The sequence below is a fragment of the Ruegeria sp. O4 genome (assembly GCF_056535125.1).
Genome location: NZ_JBQERO010000019.1, coordinates 1 through 20886, shown reverse-complemented (window position 1 = coordinate 20886; position 20886 = coordinate 1). Strand labels below are relative to the sequence as shown.

The 20886-nt window shown below is 58.2% G+C and carries 18 protein-coding genes; 8 read left to right on the top strand and 10 right to left on the bottom strand.

Annotation, left to right across the window (positions count from 1 at the left end):
• Position 1: 1 nt before the first annotated feature.
• Genes ACR0J7_RS16935 through ACR0J7_RS16925 form a run of 3 tightly spaced genes read left to right on the top strand, consistent with a single transcriptional unit; the run spans position 2 to position 3895 of the window.
• The gene (locus ACR0J7_RS16935; RefSeq protein WP_267364658.1) at positions 2–1213 is read left to right on the top strand and encodes an acetyl-CoA C-acetyltransferase; all 1212 of its coding nucleotides are present in this window, start codon (positions 2–4) and stop codon (positions 1211–1213) included.
• Entirely contained in the window at positions 1213–1701 is a 489-nt protein-coding gene (locus tag ACR0J7_RS16930; RefSeq protein WP_480546468.1) for a cupin domain-containing protein, read from the top strand. Before ACR0J7_RS16935 ends, ACR0J7_RS16930 begins: the two co-directional genes overlap by 1 nt.
• Positions 1694–3895, top strand: a complete 2202-nt coding sequence (locus tag ACR0J7_RS16925) for a 3-hydroxyacyl-CoA dehydrogenase NAD-binding domain-containing protein (RefSeq protein ID WP_480915043.1) — start codon at positions 1694–1696, stop codon at positions 3893–3895. The genes ACR0J7_RS16930 and ACR0J7_RS16925 overlap by 8 nt, the downstream gene beginning before the upstream one ends.
• Positions 3896–3951: 56 nt before the next feature.
• Here ACR0J7_RS16925 and ACR0J7_RS16920 read toward each other — a convergent pair whose 3' ends face one another.
• Together ACR0J7_RS16920 and ACR0J7_RS16915 are read right to left on the bottom strand one after the other, a co-directional pair.
• The gene (locus tag ACR0J7_RS16920) at positions 3952–4725 is read right to left on the bottom strand and encodes a Hint domain-containing protein (protein WP_348540305.1); all 774 of its coding nucleotides are present in this window, start codon (positions 4723–4725) and stop codon (positions 3952–3954) included.
• 269 nt (positions 4726–4994) lie between these two features.
• Positions 4995–5930: a DMT family transporter gene (locus tag ACR0J7_RS16915; protein ID WP_209503242.1), complete on the bottom strand. Its 936-nt coding sequence runs from the start codon at positions 5928–5930 to the stop codon at positions 4995–4997.
• Between the two features lie 148 nt (positions 5931–6078).
• On the opposite strand from ACR0J7_RS16915, the gene ACR0J7_RS16910 reads away from it, so the two are divergent.
• Positions 6079–7092: a hypothetical protein gene (locus ACR0J7_RS16910; protein ID WP_267367575.1), complete on the top strand. Its 1014-nt coding sequence runs from the start codon at positions 6079–6081 to the stop codon at positions 7090–7092.
• Positions 7093–7098: 6 nt separating this feature from the next.
• Here the strand turns inward: ACR0J7_RS16910 and upp are convergent, their stop codons facing one another.
• From upp to ACR0J7_RS16875, 7 genes are all read right to left on the bottom strand, one after another.
• Complete coding sequence (upp, locus tag ACR0J7_RS16905; RefSeq protein WP_480484262.1) at positions 7099–7731, bottom strand: uracil phosphoribosyltransferase; 633 nt, start codon at positions 7729–7731, stop codon at positions 7099–7101.
• Positions 7728–8714: an adenosine deaminase gene (locus ACR0J7_RS16900; RefSeq protein ID WP_480915040.1), complete on the bottom strand. Its 987-nt coding sequence runs from the start codon at positions 8712–8714 to the stop codon at positions 7728–7730. Before ACR0J7_RS16900 ends, upp begins: the two co-directional genes overlap by 4 nt.
• Complete coding sequence (locus ACR0J7_RS16895; protein ID WP_480915038.1) at positions 8711–9922, bottom strand: phosphopentomutase; 1212 nt, start codon at positions 9920–9922, stop codon at positions 8711–8713. The genes ACR0J7_RS16900 and ACR0J7_RS16895 overlap by 4 nt, the downstream gene beginning before the upstream one ends.
• Complete coding sequence (locus ACR0J7_RS16890; protein WP_480915036.1) at positions 9919–11226, bottom strand: thymidine phosphorylase; 1308 nt, start codon at positions 11224–11226, stop codon at positions 9919–9921. Before ACR0J7_RS16890 ends, ACR0J7_RS16895 begins: the two co-directional genes overlap by 4 nt.
• A 4-nt stretch (positions 11227–11230) precedes the next feature.
• Positions 11231–11623 carry a cytidine deaminase gene (locus ACR0J7_RS16885; protein WP_267365809.1) on the bottom strand — a complete coding sequence of 131 codons (393 nt, stop codon included), beginning with the start codon at positions 11621–11623 and terminating at the stop codon, positions 11231–11233.
• A gap of 91 nt (positions 11624–11714) precedes the next feature.
• Positions 11715–12818, bottom strand: a complete 1104-nt coding sequence (locus ACR0J7_RS16880) for a cupin domain-containing protein (protein WP_480915034.1) — start codon at positions 12816–12818, stop codon at positions 11715–11717.
• Positions 12781–13056, bottom strand: coding sequence for a hypothetical protein (locus tag ACR0J7_RS16875; RefSeq protein WP_480915032.1), 276 nt, complete (start codon positions 13054–13056; stop codon positions 12781–12783). The genes ACR0J7_RS16880 and ACR0J7_RS16875 overlap by 38 nt, the downstream gene beginning before the upstream one ends.
• Before the next feature lie 189 nt (positions 13057–13245).
• Between ACR0J7_RS16875 and ACR0J7_RS16870 the strand changes: the two genes are divergently transcribed.
• The 4 genes from ACR0J7_RS16870 to ACR0J7_RS16855 all read left to right on the top strand — a co-directional run bounded on the left by ACR0J7_RS16870 (position 13246) and on the right by ACR0J7_RS16855 (position 19593).
• Complete coding sequence (locus ACR0J7_RS16870) at positions 13246–15519, top strand: NADP-dependent malic enzyme (RefSeq protein WP_267365814.1); 2274 nt, start codon at positions 13246–13248, stop codon at positions 15517–15519.
• A gap of 47 nt (positions 15520–15566) precedes the next feature.
• Entirely contained in the window at positions 15567–15956 is a 390-nt protein-coding gene (locus ACR0J7_RS16865) for a GFA family protein (RefSeq protein WP_480484268.1), read from the top strand.
• Between the two features lie 231 nt (positions 15957–16187).
• Positions 16188–18077: a propionate-CoA ligase PrpE gene (gene prpE / locus ACR0J7_RS16860; protein WP_480772938.1), complete on the top strand. Its 1890-nt coding sequence runs from the start codon at positions 16188–16190 to the stop codon at positions 18075–18077.
• An 88-nt stretch (positions 18078–18165) separates the two neighbouring features.
• On the top strand, positions 18166–19593 hold the full coding sequence (locus ACR0J7_RS16855) for an amidase family protein (protein ID WP_480915030.1): 1428 nt from the start codon (positions 18166–18168) through the stop codon (positions 19591–19593).
• Between the two features lie 250 nt (positions 19594–19843).
• On the opposite strand, the gene ACR0J7_RS16850 is transcribed toward ACR0J7_RS16855, so the two are convergent.
• The gene (locus ACR0J7_RS16850) at positions 19844–20650 is read right to left on the bottom strand and encodes an NAD kinase (protein ID WP_480485157.1); all 807 of its coding nucleotides are present in this window, start codon (positions 20648–20650) and stop codon (positions 19844–19846) included.
• Between the last annotated feature and the right edge of the window lie 236 nt (positions 20651–20886).

The window sequence follows — 20886 nt, the reverse complement described above, 5'->3', positions numbered from 1 at the left end:
CATGACCGAAGCCTATATCTATGACGCCCTGCGCACGCCGCGCGGCAAGGGCCGCAAGGATGGCAGCCTGCACGAGGTAACCTCGGTGCGCCTGTCCGCCCTGACCCTGAACGCGATGAAAGAGCGCAACAACCTGGAAGGTCACGCCGTCGAAGACGTGATCTGGGGAAACGTCACGCAAGTGATGGAGCAAGGCGGCTGTCTTGCGCGCTCGGCCGTTCTGGCATCCGACCTCGACCAGTCGATCCCGGGTCTCGCGATCAACCGTTTCTGCGCCTCGGGCATGGAGGCCGTAAACCTGGCCGCAAACCAGGTGAAAGGCGGCGCGGGCGATGCCTATATTGCGGGCGGTGTCGAGATGATGGGTCGCGTGGCCATGGGCAGCGACGGTGCAGCAATCGCTGTTGACCCCTCGCTGGCGATGGAGACCTATTTCGTGCCTCAGGGCATCTCGGCCGACATCATCGCGACCGAGTATGGCTTTACCCGTGATGACGCGGATGCGCTGGCGGTTGAATCGCAAAGACGTGCTGCGGAAGCCTGGGCCGACAACCGGTTCGAGAAATCCGTGATCACCGTCAAGGATCAGAACGGCCTGACCATTCTTGACCGCGACGAATACATGCGCCCCGGCACTGACATGCAGAGCCTCGGTGCGCTTAACCCGTCATTCGCTATGATGGGCGAACAGATGCCTGGCTTCGACAAGGTTGCGATGCTGAAATACCCCCATCTTGAGCGCGTGAACCACATCCACCACGCCGGCAACAGCTCGGGCATCGTGGACGGAGCCGCTGCTGTTCTGATCGGCAACAAGGAATTTGGCGAGAAATACGGCCTCAAGCCGCGTGCCCGCATCAAAGCAACCGCCAAGATTGGCACTGATCCGACCATCATGCTGACTGGCCCGGTTCCGGTGACTGAAAAGATTTTGGCCGACAATGGCATGAAGATCAGCGATTTGGACTTGTTTGAAGTGAACGAAGCTTTCGCCTCGGTCGTGCTGCGGTTCCAGCAGGCATTTGATGTCGATCCCGCACTGGTCAACGTCAACGGTGGCTCGATCGCGATGGGTCACCCGCTGGGTGCCACGGGTGCAATGATTATCGGCACGCTGCTGGATGAACTTGAGCGTCAGGACAAGGAAACCGGTCTGGCCACGCTTTGCATTGCATCTGGCATGGGTGCGGCAACCATTATCGAGCGTGTCTGATGCCCAAGCTGGATCTCTCTAAGATCCCGTTTCAGGGCGGCTCGGCCTATCCCGGCAAGCTGGCCGAAGCGACCACAGGTCGCTTTGCGCAGCGCGTGGGCGATGCGGGCGGGCTGACCCAATACGGGGTCAACATCGTGCGGCTGGATCCGCAGGGCCTGTCATCGCTGCGCCATTACCACATGAAGCAGGACGAGTTTGCCATCATCCTCAGCGGCTCGTGCACGCTGGTCGATGATGATGGCGAGCACGAGATGCAGCCCGGCGATTGCGCCGCCTGGCCCGCAGGTGAGGCCAACGGCCATCACCTTGTGAACAACACCGATGCGCCCATGACCTTTCTGGTGGTGGGCACACGGACCCCGACCGAGACCGGCTATTACAGCGACATGGACATGATGGTGAAGGTTGATGAGAACGGATTTTCCTTCACCCGCAAGGATGGCAGCCCGCTGACGGCTGACCAGATTGGAGATGACAATGACTGATTTCACTCTGAGCAAAGACGCAGACGGCGTCGCCACGATCACCTGGGACGTGCCCGGGAAGACCATGAACGTGATGTCCTTTGACGGGCTGGCAGAATTGAGCGATTGCATCGATCAGGCGCTGGCCGATGACGAGGTTAAAGGCATCGTCATCACCAGCGGCAAGGAGGGGTCCTTTGCTGGCGGCATGGACCTGAACCTGCTGGCCGTGATGAAAGAACAGGCCGGTGACGATCCCGCCAAGGGCCTGTTCGAAGGTACGATGCAGATGCATGCGCTGCTCCGTAAGATCGAGCTGGCGGGCATGGATCCCAAGACAAAGAAAGGCGGCAAGCCGATTGCCACCGCCCTGCCCGGCACCGCTGCGGGTATCGGGATGGAACTGCCGCTGTCCACGCATCGCATCTTTGCCGCCGAAAACCCCAAGGCCAAATACGGCCTGCCAGAGATCATGGTCGGCATCTTTCCCGGCGCGGGTGGCACCACCCGGATGGTCCGCAAGGTGGGCGCGATTGCCGCCGCACCCCTGCTGCTCGAAGGCAAGATGCTGGACGTCAAGAAGGCGAAAGGCGCGGGCTACATCGACGAGATTGCCGCTGACCCGGTTACAGCCGCGAAAGATTGGGTGCTGAACGCCAAGGAAGGCGATCTCGTCAAGCCTTGGGATGCCAAGGGCTACAAGATGCCCGGCGGCGCGCCCTACCACCCGGCGGGCTTCATGAACTTCGTCGGTGCCTCGGCGATGGTCAACGGCAAGACCCAAGGGGCTTTCCCGGCAGCCAAGGCTCTGCTGAGCGCGGTTTACGAAGGCGCTCTGGTGGATTTCGACACCGCGCTGAAAATCGAAGCGCGCTGGTTCACGTCCGTGCTGATGAACCCTTCGTCAGGTGCGATGATCCGGTCGCTGTTCCTGAACAAGGAAGCACTGGAAAAAGGAGCCGTGCGCCCCGCTGGTGTCCCGGACCAGTCAGTCAAGAAGATCGGCGTTCTGGGCGCGGGCATGATGGGGGCTGGTATCGCTCTGGTATCGGCGCAGGCCGGTATGGAAGTGGTTCTGATCGACCGCGACCAGGAGGCTGCCGACAAAGGCAAAGCCTATACCGAGACCTATCTGGACAAAGGCATGAAGCGCGGCAAGGTCACGGCTGAGAAAAAAGAGGCCATGCTGGGTCGCATCACCGCGACGCCGGATCTGGACAACCTGAAAGGGTGTGACCTGATCATCGAAGCGGTCTTTGAAGACATGGGCGTCAAGGCTGAGATGACCAAGAAGGTCGAGGCGATCATCCCCGAAGACTGTATCTTTGCGTCGAATACCTCAACCTTGCCGATCAGCGATCTGGCCAAAGCCTCGGTACGGGCTGACCAATTCATCGGCATTCACTTCTTCTCACCGGTCGAAAAGATGTTCCTGGTCGAGATCATCAAGGGCAAGGAAACCGGGGATCGTGCAGTGGCCAAGGCGCTGGACTATGTGCGTCAGATCCGCAAGACCCCGATCGTGGTCAACGATGCGCGTTTCTTCTACGCAAACCGCTGCATCATTCCATACATTAACGAAGGTGCGCGCATGGTCACTGAAGGCGTCAGCCCCATTTTGATCGACAACGCCGCGCGGCAATTGGGTTTCCCGGTCGGCCCGATCCAGCTGACCGACGAAACCTCGATTGATCTGGGTGCCAAGATCGCCCGCGCGACAAAGGCGGCGATGGGCGATGCCTATCCGGAAAGCCCCTCGGACGATCTGATCTTCTGGATGGAGGAACAGGGCCGTCTGGGTCGCAAGGCAAATGCCGGATTCTTCGACTATGACGAGAAGGGCAAGCGCGTCGAATACTGGAAGGGCCTGCAAGAGAAGTATCCGCTTGCCGATGACCAGCCTGACCTGATCGAAGTGCAGGAACGTCTGATGTTTGCTCAGGTTCTGGAAGCCGTCCGCGCACTGGAAGAGGGTGTTCTGGAAGACATCCGCGAGGGCGATGTCGGTGCAATTCTGGGCTGGGGCTTTGCCCCGTGGTCGGGTGGTCCGTTCAGCTGGCTGGACATCATCGGCACACCCTATGCGGCCGAGCGTTGTGATCAATTGGCCGAGACATACGGTGAACGCTTTGCCTGCCCGCCACTGCTGCGCGAGATGGCAGAAAACGGTCAGAGCTTCTACGGTCGCTTCAACCCCGAAGCAAAGGCCGCTTAATCCAATGACGCGGGCGCATGTCACCATGCGCCCGCATCGTTCTTGTCAGTGTTTGGTTAGATCTGCCATTCGGGCCGCAGGAACAGAACCGGCGCGCTTGGGCGTCCCGGTCGACCCGGTCGCCTGACCCCAAACGGCGGGCGGATCGGAAATATCGGTTCCTGGGGAATGGGTGCAGGCAGCGCACCCAATGGGTTGGCAAGAGCCGACATATCGCCCTTGCTTATAAGTGAGTGGATCAGGTCTGAGGCCACCTCTTCGGCCGCGACATCGTACCGTGTTCCGGTGGTTGCACCGCGCATGTTGAAGCGACCGGACGGGCAATAGGCCTGCAATCCGCCCTCGACAAAAATCACCTGATCATCATCAAAGAACAAAGAAAACACTTCAAAAGACGACCCCGGTGCCTGTGACGTCAGGTGACCGGCGCCGTTCAGCAAACGCGCTGGCACCACCGAAGGTCCATCGGCCTTGGCGTTGATCCGGGACAGGTTTAGCGCCATGCCCTGTTCGGGCATCAACCAGACAGGTCGCCCGTTATACGCGGCGCGGGCAGGCACGAGGACCGGCAGGAACTCGACCCGGCGTTCATCGGCTGGAATGACCACAACGCTTATCGAGATGCGCCGTACTTCTTTGAACCCGTGATCGAGGGTTCTAACCAGATCACCCACCGTGATCCGTTCGACCGGCTTCCACCCGGCAGTCGTGGCGATCTTGGTGCCGTGCAAAAACCCGCCACGGCGCGCATTTACCGCCTGTTTATTGTTGGTTCGATCAACTTCTGGCAGCTGATCCAGATAAACAGAAATACTTGTTACTTCGGACACGTGCCTTACCCCCTTTTGGCACAAAACGGTTATGCCAATGAGCTAACACCAAATATTCGGCCCGTCACATTTCAGACATATTTGCGCCCAATTTTGACCAATTCCGCGTAGTTACCGCGAGTTTTCATGAACACTCTATGAGCCTCACTGGGCATTTTTTCCATTTCTGAAACGAAGGCGATTTTGTCGATCCTCCGAATCCTCGCGTTTCACAGAGGTTCAGAAGCATCAAGACGATCTGGCTTAGACGTGCATACGACCCAATCGCGTCAGGCTACTTTTTGCTGTTCAGATGATCGGCTGGCACGCCACCCCAGCAACAGACCCGCTGCCGCAATCATAAGGATGCCCGAAATCTGAAAGACGCCAATGGTTTGCCCAAAGGCCACAAAAGCGAAAAGCGGGCCGAAGATCATAACAGAATACTCGAACACCGCCACATAAGATGGCTCGCCTACCTGATACGCCTTGATCAGCATGAAAACCGCGATTGTTGAACCGATAGCCTGAGTAACCAGCCACGGTATGGCAGGCCCCATGTTCCAAACCCATCCACGCGAGACAAAGCCATCAGCACCCTCTGCCGTGACGAGCGGTGAGATTGTCAGAAACGCAACCCCCATCGCACCTGCCACACCCAGAGTAATGACCATAACGGCCAGCATGGCCACAGTGCTTTCCTGAGAACAATGCGTACGCGTGAGGATCGAACTGAGGGCATAGAAAAACCCTGCCGCCACAGGCACCAGCGTGCGCAGGTCAAAATCGCTGGGGTTTGGCTGAAGTACCAAAAGGATGCCCGTAAATCCAATCAGTACGGCCAGTATGCGCCACGGCCCTATTGGTTGCCTGAGCACCAGAGCGGAGATCAACAGCACAAAAATCGGTGAGGTGAACAACCCTGCCAGCGCCTGTGCAATTGGCATCATGGCAAGAGATGCAAAATAGAAAAGCATCGCCATGGTAATCAGCACGCTGCGCAAGATGACAGGCCCCCACCGCACGGGCCTCAACCCACCCAGCCCCAGAAACGACAGGCCAACAATCAGCGGCAGCATCAACAGTGCACGGGTCAGATGAAACTGCCACAGCCCGACGGTTTCGGCCAAAAGGATCACAACATTGTCGATGACGCCGATAATTGCCATGGCACTTACCATCAGGGCCGAAGCCAGAACAGCAGAAGATGCGGAATGCGCCTGCATGAAGTCGTGTCCTGATTGCGATGGTGGGCCGACTGTTTCGATCCATTCGGGTATCCAGCACAATTCACAACGACTGCGCAACAGGTTTGCGCCCTGCGATTTCACCATGCTAAGCTGCAACAAAACAAATTCGAGCAGACCAACCCAGATGACGGCCCTGAAACAGTACCAGCGGATCGAAGCCACCGGTCTGTGGCGCCCCTCGCCCGATGAACAGCGGCGCGAGGTTGTTGTGTCTATCGGCGAAGCCACCCTAACCATTTCTGATTTCAATGACAGGGCGCTAACACATTGGTCGCTGGCGGCACTTGAACGCCAGAACCCCGGTTCCTTTCCGGCCATATTCAACCCGGACGGTGACCCGGATGAAACGCTTGAGCTGGCGGAATCCGAAACCACGATGCTTGAAGCGATCGATCGATTGCAGCGTGCTATTGATCGGTCCCGCCCCCACCCGGGGCGTTTGCGCTGGCTGAGTGTCGGAGGCGTCGTGGCCGCCGTGCTGGCCCTGTTGCTGTTCTGGCTGCCGGGTGCACTGCAAAACCACGTTGTCTCGGTCGTGCCCCAGGTCAAGCGGCAAGAGATCGGCGATATGATCCTGCATCGGATCGAGCGCGTCTCGGGCCAGGCCTGTACGTCGCGGGATGCACGGGATTCACTGGAACAATTGGCCCGGCGCACGGGCGTACGGCAGATCATCATTCTGCCAGCAGGCGTTCAGGACAGCCTCAGCCTTCCTGGCGGCACGGTCCTGCTAAGCCGTGCTTTGGTAGAGGATTACGAAGATCCTGCCGTTGCAGCGGGCTATGTGATTGCGGAACGGGCGCGGGCCGCGCATTGGGACCCGCTGGATGACCTTCTGGACAGAACCGGCGCGACCTCGGCCTTCAGGCTTCTGACAACCGGCGGGCTGACGCCCGAGATTATCGACACATATACCGAGCAGGTCCTGTCGCAGCCTCGTCCGGCCATTTCTGACGACGACTTGCTGGCGATGTTCTCGCAAAGCGCGCTTCCCTCAACCCCCTACGCCTATGCCCGTGATGTGACCGGCGAAACCGTTCTTGGCCTGATCGAAGCAGATCCGATGGCGGGAAGGGCACTGGAACAGGTGCTGCCGGACCGTGATTGGGTCCGGCTACAGAATATTTGCGGCGAATAAACCGGGTTACTTGGTTCCGAACATCCGGTCACCGGCATCCCCCAGACCGGGCATGATGTAACCTTTCGAGTTCAACTCGCGGTCCAGCGCTGCCGTGACGATACGAACGTCAGGGTGTGCTTCCTTCATCCGCGCGACACCTTCGGGTGCCGCCAACAGGCACAGAAAGCGAATATCCGTCGCCCCGGCCTGTTTCAGCAGGTCAATGGCCGCGGCCGAGCTGTTACCAGTCGCCAGCATCGGATCCACCGCAATGACCAAACGGTCCTTCAGGCTTTCGGGGGCCTTGAAATAATACTGTACGGGTTTCAGCGTTTCTTCGTCGCGATACAGCCCCACGAAACCGACGCGTGCCGAAGGTACAAGTTCCAGCACCCCGTCCAGCATCCCGTTTCCGGCGCGAAGGATCGACACCAGCGCCATTTTCTTACCCGCCAGTATGGGGGCGTCCATTTCTTCCATCGGCGTTTCGATATTTCGCGTTGTAAGGGGAATGTCGCGCGTGACCTCGTAAGCCAGAAGCAATGTGATCTCGCGCAGCAACTGCCGGAATCCGGCGGTCGAGGTGCCCTTGTCCCGCATGAGCGTCAGCTTGTGTTGCACCAGCGGGTGATCAACGACGGTCAGGTGTTCGCTCATGTGTTCTCCAATCTTTTCTTGACCCGCGCGCGGGTGTCTTCATCGCAGAAGGCCGCATTCAGGGCCATCTCATTCAATGCCGCAAAATCCCCGGCCTCCCAACCGAAAGCCGCGTTCAACATCTCATATTCCCGCCGCATGGTCGTGTGAAAAAACGGAGGATCGTCGGTGGAAACCGTAACCTTTACGCCCGCATCGCGCAGTTTCGCGATGGGGTGGGCAGCAAAATCTGGGAAAAGGCCCAGAACCACATTCGAACCCGGACACACTTCAAGCGTGATATCCCGGTCAACCAGTTCACGTACAAGATCAAGGTCTTCGATGGCGCGGACGCCGTGCCCGATACGCTCAACCCCCAGATCGCGCACAGCGTCGCGCACACTGTCAGGACCGCCAAACTCACCTGCATGCGTGGTCAGGCGCAGCCCGGCTTCGCGGGCACAATCGAAAGACCATTTGAAATCGCCCTGCGTGCCAATGGATTCGTTGCCGCCCATGCCGAAACCGGTGATCCAGTTTCCGGCGGTCTCGGCCGCACAATGGGCACTTCGCCTGGCTTGTTCGGCGCCAAAATGGCGGACACAGGTAACGACACCGCGCAAGGTGATACCAAATTTACGCTCGGCCTCGTCTGCCGCATCCTGAATGGCGTTCAGATAATCCCGCCACGCATGCAGGTCGCCACCGCCGCAAAAATCAGGGCTGAGGAAGGTCTCGGAATAAACCACGCCATTTTCAGCGCTTTCCTCAAGAATGGCCAATGTCAGCCGCCGGAAGTCTTCGGGCGTTTTCAGAACTTCGCAAGCGGCTTCGTACACGCTCAGAAAATGCGCGAAATCACGAAAATCATAAGATCCGTCTGGCTTGAAGATACCGCTCAGATCCACACGTTTTTCATGCGCAAGCTGGCGGATGAAGGCCGGAGGCGCTGCACCTTCGTGGTGAAGATGCAGTTCAATTTTGGGCAGGTCTGCAACGCTCATAAAAAGTTCCTTCCCGGCCCTTGCGCCGGAATATTCAGATGATGGGCAATGCTGGCCGCGATATCGGCAAAATCCACTTGCCCGATCTGTCCCGCACCCTGCCCCGCAATCAGAACCGGAACCTGTTCACGGGTGTGATCTGTTCCGGTCCAGCTTGGGTCATTGCCATGATCAGCAGTCAACAGCAACAGGTCGCCCGGGTGAAGCTTCTTCAGAATATCCCCGATCTCGCGGTCGAACCATTCCAACGCACGCGCATATCCGCTGATGTCCCGGCGATGTCCGTACAGGCTGTCGAACTCGACAAAGTTGGCGAAGGCCAGACTGCCCTCTTCCGCCTCGTCCACAAGGTCAGACAGGTGCTGCATTAGCTGGGCATCCGACCCTTTGCGCAGCGTGTTGATCCCTTGCATCGAGAAGATGTCGCCGATCTTACCTACAGCATGAACCCGCCGCCCTGCATCCTGCACCCAATTGGTCAGCACCGGTGCCGGGGGCAGAATGGCGAAATCCTTGCGATTGGTCGTCCGATCAAACCCCGCCTCAGGCGTTCCGACAAAGGGGCGCGCAATGACACGCCCGACTTTCATCTGATGCAAACGCGGTGCAAGCGCGCGGCACATGTCCAGCAACCGTTCCAGCCCAAAGCTTTCCTCATGAGCCGCGATCTGAAATACACTGTCAGCGGATGTGTAGCAGATCGGCCAGCCGGTGCGCATATGCTCGGCGCCCAGCTCGGCAATGATCGCTGTTCCGGACGCGTGGCAGTCGCCAAGAATGCCTTCGGTCCCGGCAGCTTCGGCTGCCGCGCGGCTCAGTTCCGTTGGAAAAGCCGGAACCGTGTTTGGAAAGTAATGCCAATCCCAGGGCACCGGCAGGCCAGCCAGTTCCCAGTGGCCTGAGGGCGTGTCCTTACCGGGCGAATGCTCACGCGCGCAGCCCCATAGTCCAGCGGGTTCGGCATCGAGGCCCGGAGTGGCGTCTCCAGACGCCAGCCGCACAGCCGCGCCCAAACCCAGCGCGTCCAGGTTGGGCAGGTGCAACGGGCCGGTGCGCCCATCTACTGCGCGGCCTTCCGCGCAGGCTTGGGCGATATGGGCCAGCGTGTTTGCCCCGGCATCCGGAACATCACCGTTGAAAAACCGGTCTGCATCAGGTGCCCCGCCTATTCCGACGGAATCCATGACGACAAAGAATGCACGGCTCATACGCTGATCCTTTCGTGGATCAGATCGGGCAGCTTTGGAACTGTATCGCTGATTGTCATCGCGCTCAGAACAGTTTCCGCTGCCTGCCGTGCAGCGCCTTCCCGTGCAGCGTGGACCACGGCAATGGGTGAACCTCTTGAAACACGATCCCCCAGCCTGAGGATGTTGGATATTCCTACTGCCGGATCGATCTCATCACTTTCGACCTGGCGGCCGCCACCCAGCGCGACCACGGCAAGGCCCAGCGCCTCTCCGTCGATGGCGGAGACGTAACCGTCTTCGGGGGCAGGAACCTCCTGAATAACGCTCGCCTCAGGCAGGAAACGGGTCCAGGTATCGACGAATTTCACAGGACCACCAACCGCTGCCATCATGCGGCCAAACCGTTCGGCGGCGCGACCGTCACGGATGATCTTGGCGATCTGCTCACGCCCCTCCTCGACCGAGATGCACATGCCTGCATCGGCCAGCAGGACGCCGCCCAACTCGGCAGAAATGTCCACCAGTGGCGAAGCGCCAGGACCGGTCAGAACCTTCATCACTTCCGCGACCTCCAGTGCATTGCCCAGCGCCGGGGCCAAAGGCTGGTTCATGTCCGTGATCACCGCCGAAGTCCGGCACCCAGCCGCGTTCGCAGTCTCGGTCAATGCTGTGGCCAGCTTGCGGGCATCCTCAATTGTTTTCATAAAGGCACCGCTGCCAACCTTGACGTCAAGAACCAACGCATCCGGGCTGGCCGCCAGCTTTTTGGACAGGATCGATGCTGTGATCAGATCCAGACTTTCGACCGTCGCCGTCACGTCCCGAACTGCATAAAGCCGCTTGTCCGCCGGTGCAATCTGGCCCGTCGCGCCGACGATAGCCGCACCCGTTTCGCGCAATATCTGCGCAAGTCGGTCCTGACTGATCTGAGTGCTGACACCCGGAATCGCCTCGAGCTTGTCCAATGTTCCACCCGTGTGCCCCAAACCCCGACCCGAGATCATCGGCACATAAGCACCACATTCCGCCAGCGCCGGAGCCAGCACAAGGCTGACGCAGTCCCCGACCCCACCGGTCGAGTGCTTGTCGATCACCGGCCCGTCCACATCCCAACCGAGAACATCGCCGCTATCGCGCATCGCAATCGTCAAGTCCGCACGCCCCTGAGGACCCAGCCCGCCCATACAGACGGCCATGGCAAACGCCCCGGCCTGCGCATCGCTGACGCTGCCGTCTGCCAACCCTTGCGCGAACCAGATAAGCTCGTCGCGGCCTGGGACTTCGTGCCTGCGCAGTTTGGCTATGATTGAACGGGCGTCCATGCGTTCAGACATCCTCCATGTGCGACGCGTCGAACGCACCCGGCAGCAAATCTCCGATGGTTGTCTCAAACTCCGCACCATCGACGGTTGCCAGAGTAACCTTTACATCGCGCTTGCCAAACTCGGCCAGCTTCTGACGGCATCCGCCGCAAGGCGGCACAGGCTGAGGGCTGGAGGCAACCACATAGACCTCGGTCAGTTCCTGCTCGCCCGCGGCCACCATAGCGGCAATTGCACCTGCTTCCGCGCAGGTCCCCTCGGGATAGGCCACATTCTCGACGTTGCACCCGGAAAAGACATGACCCGAAGAAGACCGAAGCGCTGCGCCAACTTTGAAGTTCGAATATGGCGCGTAGGCGTTTTCCCGGACAGACAAGGCAGCGTCTTTCAGCGACATGGCGATTCCTCATTTTTGATCATCTGGTCAGAAATTTGCACGCTAACGTATTAAGGCGGGGAATTTGAAGCCCCTGCCCCATGTTTTTCGCTTAACCCAGCGTTGTGTTGAAGGTACCGGGTAAGGTGACTTCCAACAATTCGATATTGTCTGTTGGGTCGGACAGCCGTGTGCGCATCCCAGGTGGGATGACGAACGCATCCCCTTGCTCCAGCCGGTAGGGATCGCGCCCCTCTCCTTCCAGGGTGACCTCGCCGTCCATCACAAAGGTAAAGTGAATGTCGGTGTCATGGCTGGCCCATTCCGGATCACCCGACCCTTTGCGCACAACCTGCACCCCAGCGACACCCTTGGTGTTCTCGGCAATCGTGGTGTCGCGGCAGATGTACCCCGGCAGGCGGAAGGGCATCCACTCGGCACCCTTGGCCTGATTATAGACAAAGCGTTGCCCCTGCCATTCGCGGTCCGGGCGGATGTGCGGAGTGGGAAGTGTCATGTCATGGTCGATCTCTGTGACATGCTCAGCCGGCACTCCGATCTCGATGACCTGAACATTATCAGAAGCTTCAAGAACGCGGTGCCGGATTTCCGGAGGTTGAATAAAGCAGTCCCCCGCTGTCAGACGCATTTTCTCGCCCTGATCCTCATAGACCACATCCACCCAGCCATGGATGCAAAAGATCAGCTGAAACCCGACCTTGTGAAAATGCACCATGTCCGGAACCGGTCCACCATCGGGAATGCGGATATGGCTGGCAATAATCGACCCGCCCAGCCGATCCGGGACCAGATCGCGATAGTGCATCCCGGCCCGGCCAATGATCCAGGGGGCCTGATCCTTGAGCCTGCGCACGACAAAGGAATGCACGGTCTCTGGCATCACCAGTGGCGGATTTCGTTCTTCAATTTCGATTCGGGTGCCATTCGGGGCTACAAGAACGCGTTCACCACCCGCGAAATCAGACGGATCATCCGTCAGGATACGCAATGTTCCCGGACTTTCCGGTGCGTCTTTTTCAATGCGCAACCGCACGCCATGCCCCGAAAACACCGCGACGCGCGGATCGTCAGCGGGATAGATCATTTCCATCTTCATCCCCAGTATTTTTGTGTAAAAAGGGATGTCGTCGCGAATTTCTTGGGTGGGCAGGCGAATTTCAGCGTGCGTTTTCGCCAGATCGGATGTCTTGGTCATCAGTATTCTCTTCGAGTTGCAACTTTGGCCATCCGATCAGAACAGAGGTCAAAATGCCAACCGAAAAGAACATCTCCGGCATTTCTTCCATAACGAAGAAGCGCATTTCAATAATCACAGGTAAAACTCCGCCGTTCAGCGCGGTGAACTCGACCAAATCTGGGTGACTACAACCGCCCAACACCACTGCAACCAACATCCAACCTACTGATCCCTCATTGGTTGCCGGCCGAGTCATCAGTTCTGAATGTCACAACGGCCTTGCCAGAGTGATCTTGGTCGTCACAATGTGAAAAGGTGAAAATGAAATCAGACAATATCAATCCGGTTTCACGGTTGCGACATCACGGCAGAGTTACGTAGCGTAGCCAAGTCCAAAAAAATAGTTTAAGGCTAAATCAAATTCTCAATGGGAGCTGAATCGCCGATGTCTGACACCCCCAGCCTGCGACAAGCTGCGCTCGAATATCATGAATTTCCCAAACCCGGAAAGCTTGAGATCAAGGCTACCAAACCGATGGCCAACGGGCGCGATCTGGCCCGCGCCTATTCGCCCGGCGTGGCCGAGGCCAGCCTTGAAATCAAGGCCGATGCAGCCAATGCGGAACGTTACACGGCGCGCGGCAATCTTGTCGCCGTGGTTTCAAACGGCACCGCGGTGCTTGGCCTGGGGAATATCGGAGCACTCGCTTCGAAGCCGGTTATGGAAGGCAAGGCCGTCCTTTTCAAGAAATTCGCAGGTATTGACTGTTTTGATATCGAGGTCGATCAGCCCGATCCCGAAAAGCTTGCGGATATCGTCTGTGCCCTTGAACCAACATTTGGCGCCATTAACCTTGAAGACATCAAGGCCCCTGATTGCTTCATCGTCGAAAAGCTCTGCCGGGAGCGTATGAACATCCCGGTTTTCCATGACGACCAGCATGGAACCGCTATTGTGGTCGGTGCTGCGGCCAAGAATGCGCTGCATGTGGCCGGAAAGTCATTTGAGGACATCAAAGTCGTGTCGACCGGCGGCGGGGCTGCCGGGATCGCGTGCCTGACCATGCTGGTCAAGCTGGGTGTGAAGCGCGAAAACATATGGCTATGCGACATTCACGGGCTTGTCTACGAAGGACGGGCCGAGGATATGAACCCGCACAAGTCACAGTTCGAGCAGAAGTCGGATTTGCGGACGCTGGACGATGTGATTGGTGGGGCCGACCTGTTTCTGGGTCTCAGCGGCCCAAATGTTCTGAAGCCTGATATGGTCCGGAAAATGGCCAGCCGCCCGATCATCTTCGCCCTGGCCAACCCGACGCCGGAAATTCTGCCAGAGGACGCGCGCGCAGTAGCACCAGACGCAATCATCGCCACGGGTCGCAGTGATTTTCCCAATCAGGTCAACAACGTATTGTGCTTTCCGTTTATCTTCCGGGGTGCGCTGGATGTCGGCGCGACCGAGATCAATGACGCGATGCAGATTGCCTGCGTGGATGGTATTGCTGAGATGGCGCGCGCGACCACAAGCGCCGAGGCGGCGGCTGCCTATAAGGGCGAGCAACTGACCTTTGGTCCGGAGTACCTGATCCCAAAACCATTTGACCCACGTCTTGTGGGCGTGGTGTCATCGGCGGTTGCCAAGGCCGCCATGGAAAGCGGTGTCGCAAAACGCCCTATCGAGGACCTTGAAGCCTATAAGGAAAAGCTCAACCAGTCGGTCTTCAAATCAGCCCTTCTGATGCGTCCTGTGTTCGAGGCCGCGGCCGTCGCATCCCGTCGCATCGTTTTTGCCGAGGGTGAAGATGAAAGGGTTTTGAGGGCCGCGCAGGCCATTCTCGAAGAGACGACGGAAACGCCAATTCTGATTGGGCGACCCGATGTGATCGAGACCAGATGTGAAAAGCTGGGGCTGACCATTCGTCCGGGCAAGGACTGTCAGATCGTTAACCCGGAGAACGACCCGCGCTATTACGATTACTGGACTTCCTACCACCAAATCATGCAGCGCCGCGGTGTGACGCCAGATCTGGCCAAGGCGATCATGCGCACCAACACAACTGCCATTGGTGCGATCATGGTGCATCGTGGCGAAGCGGACAGCATGATCTGCGGCACATTTGGTGAATTCCGCTGGCACCTGAACTATGTCGAACAGGTGTTGGACGACAGCAAACTGCGCCCGCATGGTGCGTTGTCCCTGATGATCCTGGAAGATGGCCCCCTGTTCATTGCCGATACGCATGTCCGGCAATTGCCATCGCCGGAAGAACTGGCCGAAACCACCATTGGCGCCGCGCGACATGTTCGCCGGTTCGGGATCGAGCCCAAGATCGCCTTCTGTTCGCAGTCGCAATTCGGCAATCAGGCTGAAGGATCAGGCAAACGGCTGCGGGCGGCGCTGGAAATCCTTGATCGGCAGCCGCGCGATTTTGTCTACGAAGGCGAAATGAATCTGGATGCGGCTTTGGATGCAGACCTGCGGGCGCGTATCTTCCCAGCGTCGCGACTAGAGGGGGCGGCCAACGTTCTGATATTCGCCCACGCAGATGCTGCCAGTGGCGTACGCAATATTCTGAAGATGAAGGCGGACGGGATTGAAGTTGGCCCGATCCTGATGGGCATGGGCAACAAGGCCCATATTGTTACTCCATCCATCACCGCGCGCGGTCTGCTGAACATGGCGGCGATTGCAGGAACACCCGTGGCGCATTACGGTTAACCGGGGGCAGCCTTGCTGGCGCCCCTGCCAACAGGGGGGGGAAGCGCATGAAAGGACATTGCCACTGCAACGCCGTGCATTGGGAAAGCGATGCCCAAGCCGCGTGGAGCTGTTATTGCCACTGTTCAGATTGCAGGCGAAACTGCGCCGCGCCGGTCACGGCTTTTTTCGGGCTGCCGCATGAGGCGGTCAGATGGTTGGGTCAGGCACCAAAGATCTATCGCTCATCGGAAGGGGTTGAACGTCTGTTTTGCGGCAACTGCGGAACCCAGATGGCCTATCGCACAGCGCGCGATACGGTGAACATTCATCTTTACACCGCAACGCTGGACAACCCGGAGACCCTGCCGCCACAGTTTCACGTGTTCCACGCCGACCACCTGCCCTGGCTGAACCTTCAGGACAAGCTGCCACGTTACGCCAAAACGGCTGGTTGAGCTGATTCTCGGAACGGCACAATATTTGCACGCAATGGTTTGCAATTTTGCAAAACTTTCTATTGCTGCGACAAAAACTGTGCTTCAACTGTAATTTTGCAAAAATTTGCAAGTCATATTCCGCTGATCTGCAAATTTTTTGCGGTAAACTGACGCGTCGTCACGCGTCGCGCTTGCCCGGATGTTTTCAGCGACCTAACACAATGTCCAAGCCGTTGTGAGGAGGACAAGATGGCGTATCAGGACGTTTATGACAGCTGGAAATCCGACCCCGAAGCGTTCTGGATGAACGCTGCAAAAGGGATCGATTGGGTCAAGGCCCCCAGCAAAGCACTGTTCGACGACAATGCGCCCTTGTACGAATGGTTCAGCGACGCGCGGGTCAATACCTGTTGGAATGCCGTAGACCGTCATGTGGAAAACGGGCGCGGTGAACAAACCGCCATCATCTATGACAGTCCCATCACCCACACCAAGCGCGAGATATCCTATGTCGAGCTTCGCAACCGCGTGGCCACTCTGGCCGGCGCGCTGCGCGCAAAGGGTGTCGAGAAAGGCGACCGTGTCATTATCTACATGCCGATGATCCCCGAAGCGCTTGAGGCGATGCTGGCCTGTGCCCGCCTCGGCGCCGTGCATTCGGTCGTGTTCGGCGGGTTTGCCAGCAACGAACTGGCCGTGCGCATCGACGACGCCAAACCCAAAGCAATCATCGCCGCGTCCTGTGGGATGGAACCCGGTCGCGTGGTTCACTATAAGCCCCTGCTTGACGGTGCGATCGAACTGGCCAACCACAAACCTGATTTTTGTGTGATCTTCCAGCGGGAACAAGAGGTCGCCCAGTTGATTGAAGGGCGCGATTTCAACTGGCACGGTTTCCAATACGGTGTCGAACCGGCTGAATGCGTGCCGGTTGATGGCAATGACCCGGCTTATATCCTGTACACCTCTGGCACTACGGGTGCACCCAAAGGGGTCGTGCGCCCCACTGCCGGACACCTTGTGGCACTGAACTGGACAATGAAGAATGTCTATAACGTCGATCCAGGCGACGTGTTCTGGGCAGCCTCCGATGTGGGCTGGGTCGTGGGGCACTCCTATATCTGCTACGCACCCCTAATCCACGGAAACACCACAATTGTGTTCGAGGGCAAGCCAGTCGGCACCCCGGATGCTGGCACCTTCTGGCGCGTGATCTCGGAACATAAGGTCAAAAGCTTCTTCACCGCACCTACGGCCATCCGCGCCGTCAAACGAGAAGACCCCAAGGGCGAATTGATCGGCAAATACGATCTGTCTCATCTACAGGCCCTCTATCTGGCAGGCGAACGCGCCGACCCTGACACAATTATCTGGGCACAAAACGCGCTGAAGGTTCCGGTGATCGACCATTGGTGGCAAACCGAAACCGGCTGGGCCATTGCCGGGAACCCGCTGGGTATCGAAGAGCTTCCGGTCAAGCTGGGCTCGCCCGCAAAACCGATGCCGGGTTATGACGTGCAAATTCTGGATGAAGGCGGTCACCCGATGAAGGCCGGTGAACTGGGTGCCATCGCGGTTAAATTGCCCCTGCCCCCAGGCACCTTGCCAACACTGTGGAATGCCGAAGCACGGTTCAAGAAATCTTATCTTGAACACTTCCCCGGATATTACGAAACCGGCGATGCCGGGATGATTGACGAAGACGGGTACCTCTACATCATGGCGCGCACCGATGACGTCATCAACGTTGCCGGCCATCGCTTGTCGACAGGTGGGATGGAAGAAGTGCTGGCCGCCCACCCAGATGTGGCAGAATGCGCGGTGATCGGTGTTTCGGACCAGCTGAAGGGACAGATGCCGGTTGGCTTCCTGTGCCTGAATGCTGGTGCCACACGGGATCATGGCGATGTGGTTCAGGAAGTCGTCAAAATGGTTCGGGAGAAAATCGGGCCGGTGGCCGCCTTCAAACTGGCTGTTGTCGTCGACAGGTTACCCAAGACCCGTTCCGGTAAGATCCTGCGTGGTACGATGGTGTCGATTGCAGACGGTCAGGACTACAAAATGCCTGCAACAATTGACGATCCTGCCATCCTTGATGAGATCAAGGAAGCATTGCAGACAATTGGTTACGCCAAGTAACCATCGGGCGGCACAGGCCGCCCATGTCATGTCCGCCCTTGCAACCTGAATCTGGGCCCCTACTGTCGCTGTAAGACAGTGAGGGCCCATGACACATACCGATATCTGGCGTCTCAGCGCCACAGAGCTGACCACCTTGACCCGACGCGGCGATCTGAGCGTGACCGAGGCGGTACAGGCCTCGATTGATCGCATGGACGCGGTGAACCCCGCGCTGAACGCGGTCGTCGAAGATTTGCGCACCGAAGCCCTGGAACGCGCGCAGTCGCTAGATGCTGCACGGGGGCGTGGTCAGCCGACCGGCCCGCTGCATGGTGTTCCTGTAACAATCAAGGTGAATGTCGATCAGAAAGGCCACGCCACCACCAACGGTGTCATTGCGCTGAAGGATGTGATCGCACCGGATGACGCGCCGGTGGTCAGCAACTTGCAAAAAGCGGGGGCCATTGTGATCGGGCGAACGAATACGCCCGAGTTTTCCTTCAGGGCCGACACCGACAACCCCCTGCATGGGCGCACGTTCAACCCGTGGGGACGGCACATTTCACCCGGGGGATCATCCGGTGGCGCTGCTGCCGCCGTGATGGCAGGTGTCGGTGCGCTGGCCCATGGCAACGATATTGGCGGCAGCCTGCGCTTTCCGGCAGCCGCCATCGGAGCGGTTACGGTGAAACCGGGGTTGGGACGCGTTCCCGCGTGGAACCCAAGTCAGAAGGCCGAACGCGGATTGCTGGCGCAATCAATGTCGGTTCAGGGCCTGATCACTCGGTCGGCTGCGGATCTACACCTGTCCATGCCCAGCCTGATCGCCACCGATGCGCGGGATCCGTTCCACGTACCAATGCCCTGGCGCGGTGAGCGTTTTGACCAGCCGATCAAGGTGGCATTCACCAAGAACACCTTCGGCTATGCGCTGCACCCCGAGGTCGAAAAAGCCCTCGACACTGCGCGCGATGCGCTGGTCGATGCAGGGTACGACGTTGAAGAGGTCGATCCACCCGATGTCTTTGAATGTGGCCGGATCGGGTACCGGACCTTGATGGGCGAAGTGCTGACCCTGATGAAATCTGACATTGAAGCCGCTGGTTCCAAAACCATCCGCGACATCTTTGACGTCTACTTTCAGGAATTCCCGCCCATCGTTGAAACAGAATTGGTCCGGATGCTGGCCAAGCGCAGCTATTATGCCCGTGAATGGTCCCTGTTTATGCAGGACTACCCGCTGGTCTTGTCCCCTTTCCTGCCACAGCCATTTTTCAAACCCGACCGGGACACCGAAGGCGCGGAAGGCGTGCATGATGTTCTGGGATGCGCTGTCTATTCCTATGCGATGAACTTTCTGGGACTGCCTGCAGCCTGCGTTCCGTCACGATTGGCCAACCTTCCCAAAGGGCCTCAACCTATCAATGTACAGATCGCGGCACAGCGCTGGCGCGAGGATTTGGCCGTGGATGCCGCCGCCGCGATAGAAGCTCGCGTGGGACAGATGTGTTTCCCGCTTTGGGATCACATGTAACAAAAAATAGACCCCGGGTCATTGTGCCCGGGGTCCAGCTGCTAAAATAAGCCCGGATTTCTGATGACGAGCGTAGCACCACCCACCCTCGCCAGCGCAAAATCTGCGCAACCATTCGAAAACACCGTTTAGGTGGCCACTCACTCCCACCTTGGCGTGTTCTCCGGACAAGTTCACATTAGCCAATCATTAAGGGAATTCCTGTGAACTGCTTCACACAGGCGTGAGAAAAATTTGGGGATGGCCTATTTTACGTGAATTGTTCGGATATTAGACGTTCTTCCAACCCATGGCCGGGGTCGAAAAGGATACGGTGCGCAATGGCTGGTTCCGACCTGATCTCAACCCAGTCGATATCCGGGAAAGAAACGGAATCGGCGGCCACGATGACCGGGCGCTTGTCAGCTTCGACCACATCGAACCTGACTTTCGCCATTTTCGGCAACAAGGCACCACGCCACCGCCGTGGGCGAAACGCTGCGATGGGTGTCAGGGCCAGAACGTCAGCACCAATCGGAACAATCGGCCCATGCGCGGAATAGTTATAGGCGGTCGATCCCGCAGGCGTGGCAAGCAATGCCCCGTCACAGACCAGTTCGGCCATGCGTACCCGGCCGTCTACGCTGATCTTGAGCCTTGCTGCCTGAGGACCGGCGCGTAGCAATGACACTTCGTTGATCGCCAGCGCCTCGTGCAGTTTTCCAGATTGGTCCATCGCTTGCATGGCCAACGGGTTGATAACCTCTTCCTCGGCATCCTCCAGCCGCGCCATCAGATCGTCTTCGTGATACTCATTCATCAGAAAGCCGATCGTGCCGCGATTCATCCCGTAAACCGGAGTATCGAGATGCTGCACATTGTACAAAGTGTGCAACATGAAGCCGTCACCGCCCAATGCAACCACAACATCTGCGTCCCGAGGTGCCACATTTCCATATTTGGCCACCAGGATGTCACGCGCTGTTTGCGCCACTTTGACCTCGCTGGCGAGAAAGGCGATTCTCTTTTTCATGTTTTGTGGTTTCCGGTGTTGCACATTTGGTTCCGAAACAAACATACCTTTCCCCAATAGGCCAGTCTTGACGCCGCAGTAGGCCAAATCGTCGCTTTAAGCCTTTTGCGCGTGTGACGTTTCCGATAGGAAATCCGCAAGATTTTACCCAGCCATGTGGAGCGCCAATGAACGCCAATCTTCGTGACACCGGATTTTTCACCCAGTCCTTGTCGGACCGCGATCCTGAGCTTTTTGGCTCGATCCGGTCTGAGCTGGGTCGTCAGCGCGACGAGATCGAG

Bases quoted from the DNA above. Each gene is read 5' to 3' on its own strand.
- ACR0J7_RS16935 (WP_267364658.1), top strand. From the start codon at position 2: ATGACCGAAGCCTATATCTATGACGCCCTGCGCACGCCGCGCGGCAAG.
- ACR0J7_RS16930 (WP_480546468.1), top strand. From the start codon at position 1,213: ATGCCCAAGCTGGATCTCTCTAAGATCCCGTTTCAGGGCGGCTCGGCC.
- ACR0J7_RS16925 (WP_480915043.1), top strand. From the start codon at position 1,694: ATGACTGATTTCACTCTGAGCAAAGACGCAGACGGCGTCGCCACGATC.
- ACR0J7_RS16915 (WP_209503242.1), bottom strand. From the start codon at position 5,930: ATGCAGGCGCATTCCGCATCTTCTGCTGTTCTGGCTTCGGCCCTGATG.
- ACR0J7_RS16910 (WP_267367575.1), top strand. From the start codon at position 6,079: ATGACGGCCCTGAAACAGTACCAGCGGATCGAAGCCACCGGTCTGTGG.
- upp (WP_480484262.1), bottom strand. From the start codon at position 7,731: ATGAGCGAACACCTGACCGTCGTTGATCACCCGCTGGTGCAACACAAG.
- ACR0J7_RS16900 (WP_480915040.1), bottom strand. From the start codon at position 8,714: ATGAGCGTTGCAGACCTGCCCAAAATTGAACTGCATCTTCACCACGAA.
- ACR0J7_RS16895 (WP_480915038.1), bottom strand. From the start codon at position 9,922: ATGAGCCGTGCATTCTTTGTCGTCATGGATTCCGTCGGAATAGGCGGG.
- ACR0J7_RS16890 (WP_480915036.1), bottom strand. From the start codon at position 11,226: ATGGACGCCCGTTCAATCATAGCCAAACTGCGCAGGCACGAAGTCCCA.
- ACR0J7_RS16885 (WP_267365809.1), bottom strand. From the start codon at position 11,623: ATGTCGCTGAAAGACGCTGCCTTGTCTGTCCGGGAAAACGCCTACGCG.
- ACR0J7_RS16880 (WP_480915034.1), bottom strand. From the start codon at position 12,818: ATGACCAAGACATCCGATCTGGCGAAAACGCACGCTGAAATTCGCCTG.
- ACR0J7_RS16875 (WP_480915032.1), bottom strand. From the start codon at position 13,056: ATGACTCGGCCGGCAACCAATGAGGGATCAGTAGGTTGGATGTTGGTT.
- ACR0J7_RS16870 (WP_267365814.1), top strand. From the start codon at position 13,246: ATGTCTGACACCCCCAGCCTGCGACAAGCTGCGCTCGAATATCATGAA.
- ACR0J7_RS16865 (WP_480484268.1), top strand. From the start codon at position 15,567: ATGAAAGGACATTGCCACTGCAACGCCGTGCATTGGGAAAGCGATGCC.
- prpE (WP_480772938.1), top strand. From the start codon at position 16,188: ATGGCGTATCAGGACGTTTATGACAGCTGGAAATCCGACCCCGAAGCG.
- ACR0J7_RS16855 (WP_480915030.1), top strand. From the start codon at position 18,166: ATGACACATACCGATATCTGGCGTCTCAGCGCCACAGAGCTGACCACC.
- ACR0J7_RS16850 (WP_480485157.1), bottom strand. From the start codon at position 20,650: ATGTTTGTTTCGGAACCAAATGTGCAACACCGGAAACCACAAAACATG.